The organism is Paenibacillus artemisiicola (assembly GCF_017652985.1).
Classification (GTDB): domain Bacteria; phylum Bacillota; class Bacilli; order Paenibacillales; family Paenibacillaceae; genus Paenibacillus_Z; species Paenibacillus_Z artemisiicola.
The window spans coordinates 31,439-46,771 of sequence record NZ_JAGGDJ010000030.1 but is presented as its reverse complement, the minus strand read 5'-3'; the positions used below and the strand labels follow the sequence as shown (position 1 = coordinate 46,771).

The window sequence follows — 15,333 nt, the reverse complement described above, 5'->3', positions numbered from 1 at the left end:
ACCTCTCCTCCCGGCCTACAGGCCCAACTCCGCTTTAAGCTCCAGCAGCGCGTCGCGAAGCTCCGCGGCGCGTTCGAACTGCAGGCTCTTCGCGGCTTCCTTCATCTCCGCTTCCAGGCGCTGCAGCAGCGACTGGCGCTCCTTCTTCGACATCTTGTCGACGCCGACGCCCGTCAAATAATCGCTCTTCTGCTCGGCTGCCTTCGTCGCTTCGATGACGTCGTGCACCTTCTTGCGGATCGTCTGCGGCGTAACGCCGTGCTTCTCGTTGTACGCCACTTGGATGGCGCGCCGGCGCTCCGTCTCCGCGATGGCGGTATTCATGGAATCCGTGTGTTTGTCCGCATACATGATGACCCGGCCCTCGGAGTTCCGCGCCGCCCGTCCGATCGTCTGGATGAGCGACCGCTCCGAGCGGAGGAAGCCCTCCTTGTCGGCGTCCAGAATCGCGACGAGCGACACCTCCGGCAAGTCCAAGCCTTCCCGCAGCAGGTTGATCCCGACGAGCACGTGGAACGTCCCCATCCGCAAATCGCGCAGAATCGCCAGCCGCTCCAGGGTCTTGATGTCGGAATGCAAATAGCGCACCTTGATGCCGACGTCCTTGAGGTAATCCGTCAAGTCCTCGGACATCTTCTTCGTCAGCGTCGTGACCAGGACGCGCTCGTCCTTGGCGATCCGGTCGCGGATCTCGACGAGCAGGTCGTCGATCTGGCCTTTCGTCTTGCGCACTTCGATGATCGGATCCAGCAGGCCCGTCGGACGAATGATCTGCTGGATCATCTCCGGACAATGCTCGATCTCGTAAGGGCCCGGCGTCGCGGAGACGTAGATCGCCTGCTTCACCTTGCCTTCGAATTCCTCGAAGCGAAGCGGCCGGTTGTCCATGGCGGACGGCAGCCGGAAGCCGTGCTCGACGAGCACTTCCTTCCGCGCGCGGTCGCCGTTGTACATGGCGCGGATCTGCGGGATGGTGACGTGGGACTCGTCGATGACGACGAGCATGTCGTCCGGAAAATAATCCATCAGCGTATACGGCGTCGCGCCCCGTTCGCGGAACGTGAGCGGACCCGAGTAGTTCTCGATGCCGCTGCAGAAGCCCATCTCCGCCATCATCTCGAGGTCGTAGCGCGTCCGCTGCTCCAGGCGCTGCGCTTCCAGCAGCTTGCCTTGCCCGCGCAGCTCTTCCAGCCGTTCCTCCAGCTCGCGCTCGATATTCTTGATCGCGACCTTCATCGTCTCTTCCTGGGTAACGAAGTGGGATGCCGGGAAAATCGCGACGTGGTCGCGTTCGCCGACGATCTCGCCGGTCAGGACGTCGATCTCGGTAATGCGCTCGATCTCGTCGCCGAACAGCTCGACGCGGAGCGCCCGCTCGTTGTTCGCCACCGGAAAAATCTCGACGATGTCGCCGCGGACGCGGAACGTGCCGCGGATGAAATTAATGTCGTTGCGCTGGTACTGGATGTCGACCAGCTTGTGGAGAATCGCGTCGCGCGGCTTCTCCATGCCCACGCGCAGGCTCAGCACCAAATTCCCGTACTCGATCGGCGAACCGAGACCGTAGATGCAGGAAACGCTGGCGACGATGATGACGTCGCGCCGCTCGAACAACGAGCTCGTGGCGGAGTGCCGCAGCTTGTCGATCTCGTCGTTGATGCTGGAATCCTTCTCGATGAACGTATCCGAGGACGGGATGTAGGCTTCCGGCTGATAATAATCGTAGTAACTGACGAAGTAGGAAACCGCGTTACCCGGAAAAAACTCCTTGAACTCGCTGCACAGCTGCGCCGCAAGCGTCTTATTATGCGCGATGACGAGCGTCGGCCGGTTCAGCTTCGCGATCGTATTGGCGATCGTGTACGTCTTGCCGGTGCCGGTCGCGCCGAGCAGCGTCTGATGCACCGCTCCCTCGCGCACGCCGCCGACGAGCTCCCGGATCGCCTCCGGCTGGTCGCCTTGCGGCGTATAATCGGATTTCAGCGCGAAGAGCTTGCCTTGCTCCCGTTGTTCGATCATGAATTCGCTACACCCCGATCCTATGAGTTCTATGAATGATCCTATTAACTGTATGCCCATAATGGGTCGAAAAAATAGACGGACTATAGTAAATTACACGCCCGATCCGAATGCGCAAACGCGCGCTGCGCCCGGTGCCTGCCGGCCTCGGATAAGCGGCAATCGACATAAGAATATGTGTTCCCATTCTTACTTATTATACCGTGTCGCCCCCCATGTTGCAATGACGGATCATCTTTCCAAGCATGCCAAAAGCCGCCTCGCCCCAAGAAAAAAAGCCCCGGCGCATGCCGGAGCGGCATGGCCGGGACCCTAAGGCGCCCGTTCACATCGATGCCGTCGTCGAACGGTTTCGGCTCCGCGCCGTCCGCTTCCGCAGCAGGTCGAACAGCGACGCCGGCGACGCCGCGGCGTAAAAGGCCGCCTGATCGTCCGGCGCGAGGACGACGCCGAGCTGATGATGCTCGCCCGCGTAGCGCGCGCGCTGCACGAACTTCACGTGGCCTTCCAGGTTGATCGCCTCGAGCTTGCAGAAGGCCGAGTTCAAGTACAGCGCCGCGTGCAGCTCTTCCTTCGTCTGTACCCGGACGCCGTTCGCCTTCTGAATGATCTCTCCGGCCTGCAGGCCCATCGCTTCCGCCGGCGTGCCCGGGATGACGGCCAGAATCCGCAGTCCGCGATCGTCGTGGACGAAGAGCGGCGCGTTCGAGTCTTCCTTATAATAGCTGACGGCGACCAGCGCTTCGTGCAGCAGCAGCGCGCAGAGCACCGCAACCAGCAGGAGCGGCGGCCAGTAATAGGCCGCGATCGCCGCGGCGCCGACGATAACGCCGTAAACCAGCAGCGCCTTCGAGGAGCTGCGCGTCTTCGCGCCGGGCAGCATCGTGCGGGTCAATTCCGAGAAGCCGATCATCATCGGAAAGCCGATCATCGTCACGCCGTGGCTCCATGTCCCGCCGCCGCCGAGCAGCAGCGACCACGGCAGGTGGACGGCATCCCCGCTTCCCGCGGCCGCCGGCACGAGCAGCAGCATCGGCACGGGCCAATAGCCCTGCAGCATGTAGCCGCCGATCAGCTTGCCGCGTTTGCCTTCGAGGAACAGCGGGCTCGCGAACCGCGCGCCCTGCCAGCGGATCAGCAGCCCTTCCGCGAGATGCATGAGCGCCACGAGCACGAGCAGGCCGGGAATGTCCAGCCCGGCGATCGAACGGACCGCCTCGCCGATCCAATCGCTCCGCCCGTCGAACGCCGTGAAGCCCAGCCCCCACTGCGCCAGGCCGAGCATGCCCGCGCTGTAGGCGAAGCAGAGGTAGCGCACGCGCACGAGCAGCAGCACGATCGCGGTGCCCCACAGCCAGAGCACCGCTTCGCCGTCGACCGCGACGCCGAGAAACAACCCCGCGAGGGACAGCGGCACGCCGACGGCAAGACCGGCGAGCATCGTCCGCGCCAGCTGGTTCGGCCACGCGTGCAGGCGCACGTGGAACAGCTTGCGCTCCAGCCGCGTCTGCCGGAAATATTGGAGCATGATCAAAATCACGCCGATATAGTAAAACGGGGACAACAGCAGCCCGAGAGCCGCCGATCCCATCATGCGAAGCACATCCATGACCGCGTCCAAGTTCTTCACTCCCTTGTGCATCCAGATGAACGGCCGGCGCCGGCGAGTCGTTCGCCCTATGTAAATCCCGCATAAACCGCCTAAAAAAGAAAGAAGGCCGGTTCCGCATGGCGCGGAAGCTCAGCCTTCTTGTTATTCGACGCGCGGGTTCGATTTCCTGCTGGATTATTTTGCAATCCCCAGCTTGGCGCCCAGCACCTCCACGGCTTTGCGCATCTGCGTGTCGCCGTTCTCGTCGCGGATCTTCGCGATGATCCGCTCCTCCAGCTTCTCCGCCGTCGCCTTGTCCGCATTGCCCGTGACCGGCAGGCCTTCCTTCTGCTGAAACGCCTTGACGCCGCTCGCCGTCGCCGCGCTGTAAAAGCCGTCCTTGCGGTCGACCTTGTAGCCGAGCCCCGCCAGCATGATCTGCAGGCTCTTCGTCTCCTCGTCGATCGTGTCCGGGGTGAGCGTCTTCGTCTTGGACATGCGCGCCGCGGTGTAGTAATCCGGCGGCTGCACGGCCACGTCCGGCTTGAGCCCTTTCTCGTGCACCCAATTGCCGAGCGGCGTGAGCCACTTGGCGATCGTCATCTTGACCAGGCTGCCGTCGCCCAGCTGCTTGTCGTAGCTGACCTGCACCGTGCCTTTGCCGAACGACGTCTCGCCGACGAGGACGGCATGCGCCTCTTCCTTGAGCGCGCCGGCCAGTACTTCGGAGGCGCTGGCGCTCCCTTTGTTGATGAGCACCGCGACGGGGTATTTCTTCCCGGGCCCGTTCGACACGGTTTTCTCCCGGTGGCCGCTCTTGTCCTCCACCTGCACGATCGGCTCGCCCTTCGGCACGAACGGCTGCGCGACCGACACTACGACCGGCAGCACGCCGCCGGGATTGCCGCGCACGTCGATGACGAGCCCCTTCATGTGCTGCTTCTCCAGCTTGTCCAGCTCCTCGGCGAACCGTTCTCCCGTATTCAGCGAGAATTGGCGGATCTCGATGACGCCGATGCCGTCGTCGCGCAGATGGGCGTAGACGGTCTCGTAATCGATGTCGTCGCGCACGATCGTCAGCTGCAGCGGCTTGGCCATGCCCGCGCGCTGGATGACGAGCTTGACCTTCGAGCCCTTCGGCCCGCGGATCTTCGCCACGGCGTCGTTCAGCGGCAGGCCGGCCAGCTTCTCGCCGTTGACCGACACGAGCACGTCGTTCGGCTGCACGCCCGCGCGCTCCGCCGGGGAGCCCTTGATCGCCGACTCCACGGTTACCTTGCCGTCCTTGAGCTGCACGCCGGCGCCGATGCCCGTGAACGAGCCTTCGATCGTTTCGGAGAACTGCTTGGCCACGTCCTTCTGCATGTACACCGAGTACGGATCGCCGAGCGCTTCCATCATGCCGTTGGCCGCGCCGTCGAGCACCTTCGCCCGGTCCACCTCGCGGAAATATTTCGTCTCGATCAAGCCGAGCACGGTATTCAGCTTCCGCAGCTCATTCTCGGTGAGTCCGTATGATCCGGACGATTCCGACGCCGCCGCCCTGGCCGCTCCTTCGCCGCCGATGACGATGAATCGGTCCGCCACGGTCAGCGTGACCAGCACGGAAGCCGCCATCGTCAGCAACATGAACGCCGCCACTGTTCGTCCTCTAAACTGCACGTCAACACCCCTTCACGCGCCGGCGGTTCGGCCGGCGTCCGTATTCGCAACTTTCCTAGTATATGACAAGCCGCACCCAATTATTTGCTGCTTGGGTGCGGCGCGTCGGTTCGGCCACGGAGCGCACGGCTCGGGCCTGCTATTTATTTCAGATACGGCGCCGGATTGACGGCTTTCTGGTTCAGCCGGACTTCGAAATGGAGATGGTTGCCCGTCGACATGCCCGTGCTGCCGACCTCCGCGATCTTCTGGCCGCGCTTGACCTGCTGGCCCTTCTCGACCAGAATGCCGCCGTCTCGGATATGGCCGTAGACGGTCCACAGGCCGCCGCCGTGGTCGATGATGACGCAGTTGCCGTAGTCGCTCCACCATTGGGCGACGATGACGAGGCCGGACTCGGCCGCGTAGATCGGCGTGCCCTTCGGTACCGCCATGTCCATGCCGGTATGCAGCTTCTTCGCGCCGGTAATCGGGTGGATGCGGTAGCCGAACGGCGAGCTCAAATGCCAGTTGGCCTTAAGCGGCATGCCCAGCTTGCCGCCGGGATTGTAGTAGACCTTGAGCGAGTTTTTCTTCGCCTCCAGATCGGATACCTTCTTCGCCAGCTGGATCAGCAGCTCCTCTTGGTCCGAGCTGATCTCGTCGAGCTCGTCCGCCTGGCTGCTGTACTTCTGCACCATGACTTCCTTCTGCTGTTCCTTGTCCTTCAGCAGCTCGTGGTAGTCTGCCAGCTTGCCGTACATCGTCTTCACTTCGGCCAGCGAGCTCTCGACTTCCCGCTTCTTCTGCTCGACGAGCGCCTTGTCTTCCTTGCGGCTCGCGAGGATCTCCTTGTCCTGCCCCAATATGGAGGACAGCGAATCCATGCGGTCGATGAAATCGCTGAAGCTCGTCGCGCTGAGCAGCACGTCCAGGTAGGACACGATGCCGTTCGTATACATGAGGCGGACGCGGGACTTCAGCAGCTTGTCCTGCTTCTGGAGCCGGTCCTCCGCGGCCTGGAGCTCCTCGCCCGTCTTCCGCACTTCCGCTTCCTTGCCGTCGATCTGGGTTTGCACCGTATTCAGCTGGGTGCCGACTTCGTTGATCTGGGAGACGATTTCGGTAACGGACTGCGCCGTCTTGTCCTTCATCTCCAGGATATACGCCTTGTCCTTGTCCGCCTGGTTGCGGTTATGCGTGGCCGCGCTCATCTCCTTGCGGACCTGCGCGAGCTCCTTGTTGATCTTGTCCAGCTGCGAGGACGCCTCGCCCGGCGTCGGTTGAAAGATGGCTCCCGCGAGCACGAGCGTCGCGAATAGCAGCAAGCCTTTCTTCACGTTCACAGTCACACTCCTACACTTTCAAATATTTGCGTACGGACAGCGTGCTTCCCCAAATGCCGATGAGCATGCCGAGCCCGAAAATGACCGCCGATACGGTAAGACCCGCTTCCTTCAGCGTCACGAGCTTGATCATCATGAGGCCGAGCTCGAATTGGGAAGCGTCCACGAGCTGCGAGTAGCCGAGCAGCAGGCCGGCGACCGTGACCGCCGCGCCGATGAAGCCGATGAGCGCCCCTTCGATGAAGAACGGCCACCGGATGAAGTTGTTGGTCGCGCCCACGAGCTTCATGATGCCGATTTCGCGGCGCCGCGCCAGAATCGTCGTTTTGATCGTGTTGGAGATGAGGAACATCGCCGTCAGGGCCAGCCCCGCCACGATGACCAGGCCGATGTTGCGGACGGCGTTCGTGATCCGGAACAGCTTCTCGACCGTCCCCTTGCCGTACTTCACGCTCGTGAACGGCTTGGCGGCATCCGCGTTGCCGAGGGCGTCGATCTTCTTCGCCGCGTACGCGATGTTCTGCGGATCGAAAACGTCCACCGTGAAGGAATCCGGCAGCGGGTTGTTCGTCTCGTCGTAGCCTTCGAGCAGATCCGTGCCGTCGGCGCCGATGCTCTTGCGCAAGTCCTCGAGCCCCTGTTCCTTGGACACGAACGTCACTTTCTTCACTTCGGGCATGTTGCCGATGGCGTTCTTGAGCTCGCCGATCTTCGCCTCCGGCGTATCGAGCTGCAGGTAGACCCGGATCTGAACCTGGCTCTCGATCTGGCCCGCCAGGACGTTGACGTTCATCGCGAGCAGGAGGAACACGCCGAGGATGAACAGCGAGATGACGATGGAGCTCACGGAGGCGAAGGTCATCCAGCCGTTGCGCACGACGTTCTTCAACCCCTCGCGGAAATGCCGGAGGACGGTGCTAATTTTCATACCCGTACTCCCCTCTCGCTTCGTCGCGCACGATCGAACCGTTCTCGATGGCGAGGACGCGCTTGCGGAGCGTGTTCACGATCTCTTTGTTATGCGTGGCCATGATGATGGTGGTGCCGCGGAAATTGATCTCTTCGAGCAGGTTCATGATGCCCCACGAGGTCTCGGGATCGAGGTTGCCCGTCGGCTCGTCCGCCACGATGACGGACGGATTATTGATGATGGCGCGCGCGATGGCGACGCGCTGCTGCTCGCCCCCGGACAGCTGCTGCGGCAGGCTGTTGTGCTTCCCGCGCAGGCCGACGAGCTCGAGCACCTCCATCGTCCGTTTCTTGATGATGCGTCTCGGCGCTTCGATGACCTCCATGGCGAAGGCGATGTTTTCACAGGCCGTCAGCTTCGGAAGCAGGCGGTAATCCTGGAAAATCACGCCGATGTTCCGGCGGACGAACGGGATTTTGCGCGGCTTCAGCTTGCCGATGTTGAATCCGTTGACGGAGATCTGCCCTTTGGTCGGGATTTCCTCGCGGTAGATCAGTTTCATGAAGGTGGACTTTCCCGCCCCGGAGGGCCCTACCAGATAAACGAATTCATTGCGCTCTATGAGAACGGAAACGCCGCGCAGCGCATGAGTGCCGTCCGCGTACGTTTTCCAAATGTCTTGAAGCTCGATCACGATATCACATCCTGTAGGTAGTCAGCTTCTAGGTATTCGACAGAAGCAGGCGAAATCCTCTACGAAAGTCCCACATTCTGCATTTTTTCATATTTCTCATCAAGGGGATCGCGCGGTTTCGGGGATGGAGGACGAAGATTTTTCGACAAACGCACGGTTTGCAAACCCGTATGCAAAAACCGCCTTGGACGTGCATATACATGAAGAGACCCCCGCCCAAGGAGTTGACGCCAATGAAAATCAAAAGCCTCCATCTCGCCTGGACGCTGCTCGTCGCCTGCCTGCTGCTGTTCTCCGCCGGGTGGGGCGGCGTCTGGGTGTACGCTTCGCAGCATTCCGTGCCCAAGCCGCTGGCCGTGACGATCGGCGGCGCCGGTCCCGCGAAGGGTTCGACCGCGCTCGCGAGCGACGCGGCCGTCCGGCTCGGCGGTCTGGACCTCGCCGCGGCCAAGCAAAAGCTTCTCGAGCGGAAGACCGCGCTCAGTCAGCTCAAGCTGACCGTGGACGGCGGAACCGCGGGCGCGAAGAAGACGACGTGGACGCTGGCCGAGCTCGGCCTGTCCGTCGATACGAAGGCCGCCGAAGCGGCGCTCGCGACGCTGGAGACGGGCGGCGTCTGGACGCGCGCGAAAGCCCGGTGGCAGTTTCCGGACCGGCTGAGCGTCGGCGTCAGCTGGAACCAAGCGGCGTTCGAGAAGCGGATCCGCAGCCAATGGGGCTATTTGGACGCCGGCGAGCCCGTGAACGCGAAACGAACGATCACCGCGGACGACCGGGTCGTCTATACGGCGCATAAGGACGCCTATGTGCTGGATGCGGACGCGATGTTCAAGACGGCGGTGCGGACGGTGGAGCAGGCGCTCGCGCAAGGATGGGACGGAACGCTCGCGCCCCTCTCCCTGTCCGTCAAGCTGAAGGTCGTCCATCCCGCCGTCACGCTTGACCGGCTGAAGGCCCAAGGCGTCGAACGCAGGATCGCCTCCTTCTCGACGGACTTCAAGACGAGCGGCGCCGGCCGCGCCTATAATGTTGACGTGACGGCGCGCACGCTGAACGACTGGGTGCTCGCGCCGGGCGAAGTCTTCGATTACAGCAAAGTGGTGGCGGCCACGAACGAAAAATACGGCTACCGCGCCGCGCCCGTCATCCTGAACGGCGAATTCGTCGACGGCGTGGGCGGCGGGATCTGCCAGGTATCCAGCACGCTGTATAACGCGGTGCTGCGGGCGGGACTCGAGCTGGTCGAGCGGCGCAACCATTCGCTGCCCGTCGCCTACCTGCCGATGGGCCGGGACGCCACGTTCGCGGAAGGCGCGATCAATTTCCGGTTCAAAAACACGACCGGCAAAACGATCGTCATCCGCACGGAAGCGGAAGGCCGCCATTTGACCGTGAAGCTGTTCGGCACGATGCCCCAAAACGTCCGCTATACGATCTCGTCCAAGACGGTCGGCACGATCGCGCCGGCCGTCAAAGAAGTGCCGCGCCCCTCGCTGCATCCGGGCTCCCGCCAACTGCTCGCGTCCGGCAAATCCGGCTACGTGGTCGAGACGTACCGCTCCAAGCTCGTAAACGGCAAGGTCGTCGCCACGAGCCGCGTATCGCGGGACACGTACAAGGCGCAGCCGTCCGTGTACGCCGTGGCGCCGGAGCAGGTCCATCCGGACGGCCATTCCGGCGAAAAGCCGCTGCTCGAGGACGGCGTGGCGGAGTAAACGGCTTGGCGGCGGCGTCGACGGCTTGCACGGCGACCCTCAGGCAAGCGAGCGAGTTCGGCGGCGCCCCGCGGTTGTAAGGCAACGCCGTGCAAGCACGCAGCTTCGGCGGCGACGCCTGGCATGTACGGCCGCGCCGCGCTCGCCGGCAGCCGCGCGGCCTCGCGCGCGCCGGTTCTCGCGCGACGTTGGTTCTTGCGCTCCGTCGGTTCTTGCCCGGCGCCGGTTCCCGCCGCACGGCAAAAAGCCCCGTCGCGGGGCCGGCCCCATGAAGGGCCGGTCCCGGACGGGGCTTTATCGCTGCCCGCGGCCGCTTGGCTTAGCGGCTGCGCTCGGCGTATTCCGCGACCCATGCCGCGGTTTCGGCCAGCTCGCCTTCGGCGCGGCCGATCGCTTCCGCGACCTGCTTCGTCGCCGTGCCGCCGTAGACGTCGCGGGCGTTCACGACGTTCTCCGGCTGCAGGACGGCGTAGATCCGGTCGTCGAACAGCGAGGAGAACTGCTTGAACTCGTCCAGCGTCAGGTCGAGCAGATATTTGCCCTGCTGGATGCAGTACAGCACCGTTTTGCCGATGACTTCGTGCGCTTGGCGGAACGGCAGCCCTTTGCCCACGAGGAAGTCGGCGATATCCGTCGCGTTGGAGAAGTCCTGGTTCACGGCCTGGCGCATCCGGTCCTTGTTGACCTTCATCGTCGCGATCATCGGCGCGAACAGCTGAAGCGCGCCCTGCAGCGTGCGGACCGTGTCGAACATGCCTTCCTTGTCTTCCTGCATGTCCTTGTTGTACGCCAGCGGCAGCGACTTCAGCACCGTCAGCAGGCCGACGAGATTGCCGTAAACGCGGCCCGTCTTGCCGCGGACGAGCTCCGGCACGTCCGGATTCTTCTTCTGCGGCATGATGCTGCTCCCCGTGCAGAACGCGTCGTCCAGCTCGACGAACCGGAACTCCGTGCTCGACCAAAGGATCAGCTCCTCGCTCAGGCGCGACAGGTGCATCATGATAATCGACGCCTGCGACAGGAACTCCAGGATGAAGTCGCGGTCGCTGACGGCGTCGAGGCTGTTCTCGTAGACGCGGTCGAACTTGAGCTGGCTTGCCACGAAATGGCGGTCGATCGGGAACGTCGTGCCCGCCAGCGCGCCGGCGCCCAGCGGCAGCGTGTTGACGCGCTTGTAGCTGTCCTGCAGCCGTTCGATGTCGCGGCCGAACATGCTCACGTACGCCATCAGGTGATGCGCGAACAGGATCGGCTGCGCGCGCTGCAGATGCGTGTAGCCCGGCACGATCGTGTCGAGATTCGCTTTCGCCTGCGACACGAGCGCCTCCCTCAGCTTATGCAGCAGGTCGACGAACTCGACGACGCGCTTGCGCAGGTACAGGTGCATGTCCGTCGCGACCTGGTCGTTGCGGCTGCGGCCCGTGTGCAGCTTGCCGCCGACCGGCCCGACGTCGTCGATCAGCGTCTTCTCGATGTTCATGTGGATGTCTTCGTCCGCGACGGAAAATTCCAAATCGTTGCGCTTGATGCGCTGCAGGACGCGGTGAAGACCGTCCTTGATCGCCTCCACGTCCGCGGCCGGCAGGATGCCCTGCTTGCCGAGCATCGTGACGTGCGCGAGGCTGCCTTGGATGTCCTCCTCCGCCAGCTCTTTGTCGAACGTGATCGAAGCCGTGTATTCTTCCACCAGTTGGTCGGTTTTCTTGGTAAACCGGCCGCCCCATAATTTGCTCACTCAGGTGCACTCCTTTGTCGGTTCTTCCCGTACTGCCGAACGACCCGGCCCGGTGCGGCGCACCGGGCCGGGTCTGCGAAAGGCGGCGCCGCCGGGACCGGGAAGCCGGTCCGGCCGCTGCCGAAGGATCGGCCTGCCGCCCGGAGGCGCATGCCGCCGGGGGCCGAACGATCGCTTACTGCTGCTTGTTCTGCTCCACGCCGGCGGATACCTTCAGGCGCAGCGCGTTCAGGCGGATGAAGCCGGTCGCGTCGCCTTGGTCGTACGCTTTGGACGGATCGGCCTCCATCGTCGCGATGTCCGGGTTGTACAGGCTGACCGGGCTCTTCACGCCGGCGCCGATGACGTTGCCTTTGTACAGCTTCAGGCGGACGACGCCGGTCACGTTCTTCTGGCTCTCCGCCACGAGCGCTTGCAGCGCGAGGCGCTCCGGCGCGAACCAGAAGCCGTTGTAGACGAGCGAAGCGTATTTGGAGATGAGGGAGTCGCGCAGGTGCATGACGTCGCGGTCCATCGTCAAGGATTCCATTTTGCGGTGCGCGGCGAACAGGATCGTGCCGCCCGGCGTCTCGTACACGCCGCGGCTCTTCATGCCGACGAACCGGTTCTCGACCATGTCGACGCGCCCGATGCCGTGCTTGCCGCCCAGCTCGTTCAGCTTCTCCATGACCTGCAGCGGGCTCAGCTGCTCGCCGTTCACGGCGATGCAGTCGCCGGCGTCGAACGTCAGCTCGACGTATTCCGCTTGGTCCGGCGCATCCTCGGGGGAGACGGACAGCACGTACATGCCTTTGTTCTCCTCGCTGCTCGGATCGAACCACGGATCCTCCAGCATCCCGCTTTCGAAGCTGATGTGCAGCAGGTTGCGGTCCATGGAGTACGGCTTCGCCGCGGACGCTTGGACCGGAATGTCGTGCTTCTCGGCGTACGCGATCATCTCGGCGCGGCCCGGGAACTGCTCGCGGAACGCCTCGAGGCGCCAAGGCGCGATCACGGCGATGTCCGGCGCGAGCGCCGCGGCCGTCAGCTCGAAGCGCACTTGGTCGTTGCCCTTGCCCGTCGCGCCGTGCGCGATCGCCGTCGCGCCTTCGGCCCGCGCGATGTCGACCATGCGCTTCGCGATGAGCGGACGCGCGATCGACGTGCCGAGCAGGTATTGCCCCTCATAGAGGGCGCCCGATTGGAACATCGGATAAATGAAGTCTTGCGCGAATTCGTCGCGCAGGTCGTCGATGTACACCTTGGACGCGCCGGTCGCCAGCGCTTTGGCCTCCAGGCCGTCCAATTCTTCCTTCTGGCCGATGTCGGCGGTGAACGCGATGATTTCCGCGTCGTACGTTTCTTTCAACCACTTCAAAATGACCGACGTATCGAGGCCGCCGGAATAAGCCAACACGATTTTTTCCTTCGCCATTGCTCGTTTACGCTCCCTTGATAAGGAAATTTATGATGTCCGGTTTGCGGATGCTCCCTCTGCTCAGCCCATGATCGCGGCCATGACGGCCTTCTGCGCGTGCAGGCGATTCTCCGCCTGGTCGAAAATAATGGAATGCTTGCCGTCGATGACGCCCTCGCTGACCTCTTCGCCGCGGTGCGCCGGCAGGCAGTGCATGAAAATGTAATCGGGCTTCGCGTGCCGCGCGAGCTCCTCGTTGACCTGGTAATCCGCGAACGCGAGCTCGCGTTCCTTCTGCTCCGCTTCGAAGCCCATGCTCGCCCAGACGTCCGTGTACACGACGTCCGCGTCCGCGATCGCTTCGCGCGGGTCGCGGCAGACGTGAATGCGCGAGCCCGACTCGGCCGCGTATTCCTTCGTCATGCGCACGACGTCCGCATCCGGCTCGTAGCCTTCCGGCGTCGCGACCGACATGTGGAGGCCGAGCTTCGCCGCGCCGATGAGCAGCGAATGCACCATGTTGTTGCCGTCGCCGATATAGGCGATCTTGAGCCCGGCCAGCCGGCCTTTATGCTCCAGCACCGCCTGGTAATCGGCCAGCACCTGGCACGGATGCGCCAGATCCGTCAGGCCGTTGATGACCGGCACCGTCGCCGCCCGCGCCAGCTCGATGACCGTGCGGTGCGCGAACGTGCGGATCATCATGCCGTCAAGGTAGCGCGACAGCGTCTGCGCGGTGTCGGACACCGTCTCGCCTCGGCCGATCTGCAGGTCGTTGCGGCTCAGGAACAGCGCTTGGCCGCCGAGCTGGTACATGCCGACCTCGAACGACACGCGCGTGCGCGTGGACGATTTCTCGAAAATCATGCCGAGCGTCTTGCCCTTGAGCGGATGATGCGTCTCGCCGGCTTTCTGCTTGCGCTTCAGCTCGATCGCGAGGTCGATCAGGTACCGGATTTCCTCCGGCGTGTAATCCGTCAATTCTATGAAATCGCGGCCTTTCAGGCTGACCGCGAGCTCTTCCTTCAGCAGTTGGGACATGGATGCTTCTCCTTTCATGTCAGCTGCGCCGCAGCCGTCAGGTCCGCGAAGATCGAGGCCAGGATGCTCACCGCTTGATCGACTTCTTCGCGCGACACGAGCAGGTTCGGCAGCAGGCGCACGACGTCGGGCCCGGCCGTGATGACCAGCAAGCCGCGCTTCTGGCCTTCCGCGACGACGGGCGCCACGGGTCCGGCGCAGGCAATGCCAACGAGCAGGCCTTGGCCGCGGATGTCATGCACGAACGGATTGCCGGCCAGCTTCGCGCGCAGCTCGCTCACGAGGTACTCGCCCGTCTCCGCCGCGCGGCCCGCCGCGTCCTCGCTCAGCATCGTTTCGATCGTCGCTTTCACGGCGGCCGTCGCGATCGGCGTGCCGCCGAACGTCGAGCCGTGGCTGCCCGCCGAGAACGCCTCGGCCAGCTCGCCCTTCGCCAGCATCGCGCCGACCGGGAACCCGCTTCCGAGCCCTTTCGCCAGCGTGAAGATGTCCGGCTCGATGCCGTAGTGCTCGAACGAGAACAGCTTGCCCGTGCGTCCCATGCCCGTCTGAATCTCGTCGAAGATCAGCAGAACGCCGCGCTCCTTGCAGAGCTTCGCCAGGTGCTGCAGATACGCCGGATCGACCGGAAGGACGCCGCCCTCCGCTTGAATCGTCTCGATCATGACCGCGGCCGTCTTGTCCGTGATCGCCGCTTCCAAGGCCTCGACGTCATGCAGCGGGATGTAGCGGAAGCCCTCCGGCAGCGGCAGGAAGCCCTCCTTGACCTTCTCCTGGCCGGTCGCCGTCAGCGTCGCGAGCGTCCGTCCGTGGAACGATTGGGCGAACGTAAGAATCTCGTAGCGTCCGTTGCCCTTCACCTTCTGCTGATACCGGCGGGCCAGCTTGATCGCCGCTTCGTTCGCCTCCGCGCCGGTGCTGCAGAAGAACACCGCGTCCGCGTGGCTGTTGTCCGTCAGCAGCTTTGCCGCCGCCTCTTGATTCGGGATGTGGAACAGGTTGGAGACGTGCCACAGCTCATCCAGCTGCTTCACGAGCGCGTCCTTCACCGGCTTCGGCGCGTGGCCGAGATTCGTCACCGCGATGCCGCACATGAAATCCAGGTATTTGTTGCCCTGGTCGTCCCACAGCCAGCTCCCTTCGCCCTTCACGAGCGCGATCGGATATCTGGCATACGTCGGGAACAGCGAGCTGCCGCCGTTTGCCGCCTGCTTGTTCAATTCGCTCATCTTACGTTCACCCTCT

11 protein-coding genes are annotated in these 15,333 nt (G+C 63.4%); 1 reads left to right on the top strand and 10 read right to left on the bottom strand.

Going from position 1 to position 15,333, the window contains the following annotated elements; all coding sequences use genetic code 11:
- Positions 1-15: 15 nt before the first annotated feature.
- The 6 genes from uvrB to ftsE all read right to left on the bottom strand — a co-directional run bounded on the left by uvrB (position 16) and on the right by ftsE (position 8,201).
- Entirely contained in the window at positions 16-2,019 is a 2,004-nt protein-coding gene (gene uvrB, locus I8J29_RS24065; RefSeq protein ID WP_208849968.1) for an excinuclease ABC subunit UvrB, read from the bottom strand.
- A 325-nt stretch (positions 2,020-2,344) separates the two neighbouring features.
- The gene (locus I8J29_RS24060) at positions 2,345-3,649 is read right to left on the bottom strand and encodes a PDZ domain-containing protein (RefSeq protein WP_338113272.1); all 1,305 of its coding nucleotides are present in this window, start codon (positions 3,647-3,649) and stop codon (positions 2,345-2,347) included.
- Between the two features lie 156 nt (positions 3,650-3,805).
- The gene (locus I8J29_RS24055) at positions 3,806-5,251 is read right to left on the bottom strand and encodes a S41 family peptidase (protein ID WP_338113271.1); all 1,446 of its coding nucleotides are present in this window, start codon (positions 5,249-5,251) and stop codon (positions 3,806-3,808) included.
- Between the two features lie 164 nt (positions 5,252-5,415).
- Positions 5,416-6,597, bottom strand: a complete 1,182-nt coding sequence (locus I8J29_RS24050; protein WP_338113270.1) for a murein hydrolase activator EnvC family protein — start codon at positions 6,595-6,597, stop codon at positions 5,416-5,418.
- A 10-nt stretch (positions 6,598-6,607) separates the two neighbouring features.
- Positions 6,608-7,525 carry a permease-like cell division protein FtsX gene (ftsX, locus tag I8J29_RS24045; protein WP_090642650.1) on the bottom strand — a complete coding sequence of 306 codons (918 nt, stop codon included), beginning with the start codon at positions 7,523-7,525 and terminating at the stop codon, positions 6,608-6,610.
- Positions 7,515-8,201 carry a cell division ATP-binding protein FtsE gene (gene ftsE, locus I8J29_RS24040; RefSeq protein ID WP_208849967.1) on the bottom strand — a complete coding sequence of 229 codons (687 nt, stop codon included), beginning with the start codon at positions 8,199-8,201 and terminating at the stop codon, positions 7,515-7,517. Before ftsE ends, ftsX begins: the two co-directional genes overlap by 11 nt.
- Positions 8,202-8,434: 233 nt before the next feature.
- Between ftsE and I8J29_RS24035 the strand changes: the two genes are divergently transcribed.
- Entirely contained in the window at positions 8,435-9,916 is a 1,482-nt protein-coding gene (locus tag I8J29_RS24035) for a VanW family protein (RefSeq protein ID WP_208849966.1), read from the top strand.
- Positions 9,917-10,235: 319 nt separating this feature from the next.
- Here the strand turns inward: I8J29_RS24035 and argH are convergent, their stop codons facing one another.
- The 4 genes from argH to I8J29_RS24015 form a co-directional block, all read right to left on the bottom strand.
- A complete protein-coding gene (gene argH, locus I8J29_RS24030) occupies positions 10,236-11,651 on the bottom strand; it encodes an argininosuccinate lyase (protein WP_208849965.1) in 1,416 nt (471 codons plus the stop codon).
- A gap of 175 nt (positions 11,652-11,826) precedes the next feature.
- Positions 11,827-13,065: an argininosuccinate synthase gene (locus I8J29_RS24025; protein WP_208849964.1), complete on the bottom strand. Its 1,239-nt coding sequence runs from the start codon at positions 13,063-13,065 to the stop codon at positions 11,827-11,829.
- 63 nt (positions 13,066-13,128) lie between these two features.
- Entirely contained in the window at positions 13,129-14,088 is a 960-nt protein-coding gene (gene argF / locus I8J29_RS24020) for an ornithine carbamoyltransferase (RefSeq protein ID WP_208849963.1), read from the bottom strand.
- 14 nt (positions 14,089-14,102) lie between these two features.
- The gene (locus I8J29_RS24015) at positions 14,103-15,317 is read right to left on the bottom strand and encodes an acetylornithine transaminase (RefSeq protein WP_208849962.1); all 1,215 of its coding nucleotides are present in this window, start codon (positions 15,315-15,317) and stop codon (positions 14,103-14,105) included.
- Positions 15,318-15,333 lie beyond the last annotated feature (16 nt).

What these genes read in the sequence shown, in the direction of transcription:
- I8J29_RS24035 (WP_208849966.1), top strand. Translation starts at nt 8,435, where the DNA reads ATGAAAATCAAAAGCCTCCATCTCGCCTGGACGCTGCTCGTCGCCTGC.
- argF (WP_208849963.1), bottom strand. Translation starts at nt 14,088, where the DNA reads ATGTCCCAACTGCTGAAGGAAGAGCTCGCGGTCAGCCTGAAAGGCCGC.
- uvrB (WP_208849968.1), bottom strand. Translation starts at nt 2,019, where the DNA reads ATGATCGAACAACGGGAGCAAGGCAAGCTCTTCGCGCTGAAATCCGAT.
- ftsX (WP_090642650.1), bottom strand. Translation starts at nt 7,525, where the DNA reads ATGAAAATTAGCACCGTCCTCCGGCATTTCCGCGAGGGGTTGAAGAAC.
- I8J29_RS24015 (WP_208849962.1), bottom strand. Translation starts at nt 15,317, where the DNA reads ATGAGCGAATTGAACAAGCAGGCGGCAAACGGCGGCAGCTCGCTGTTC.
- I8J29_RS24025 (WP_208849964.1), bottom strand. Translation starts at nt 13,065, where the DNA reads ATGGCGAAGGAAAAAATCGTGTTGGCTTATTCCGGCGGCCTCGATACG.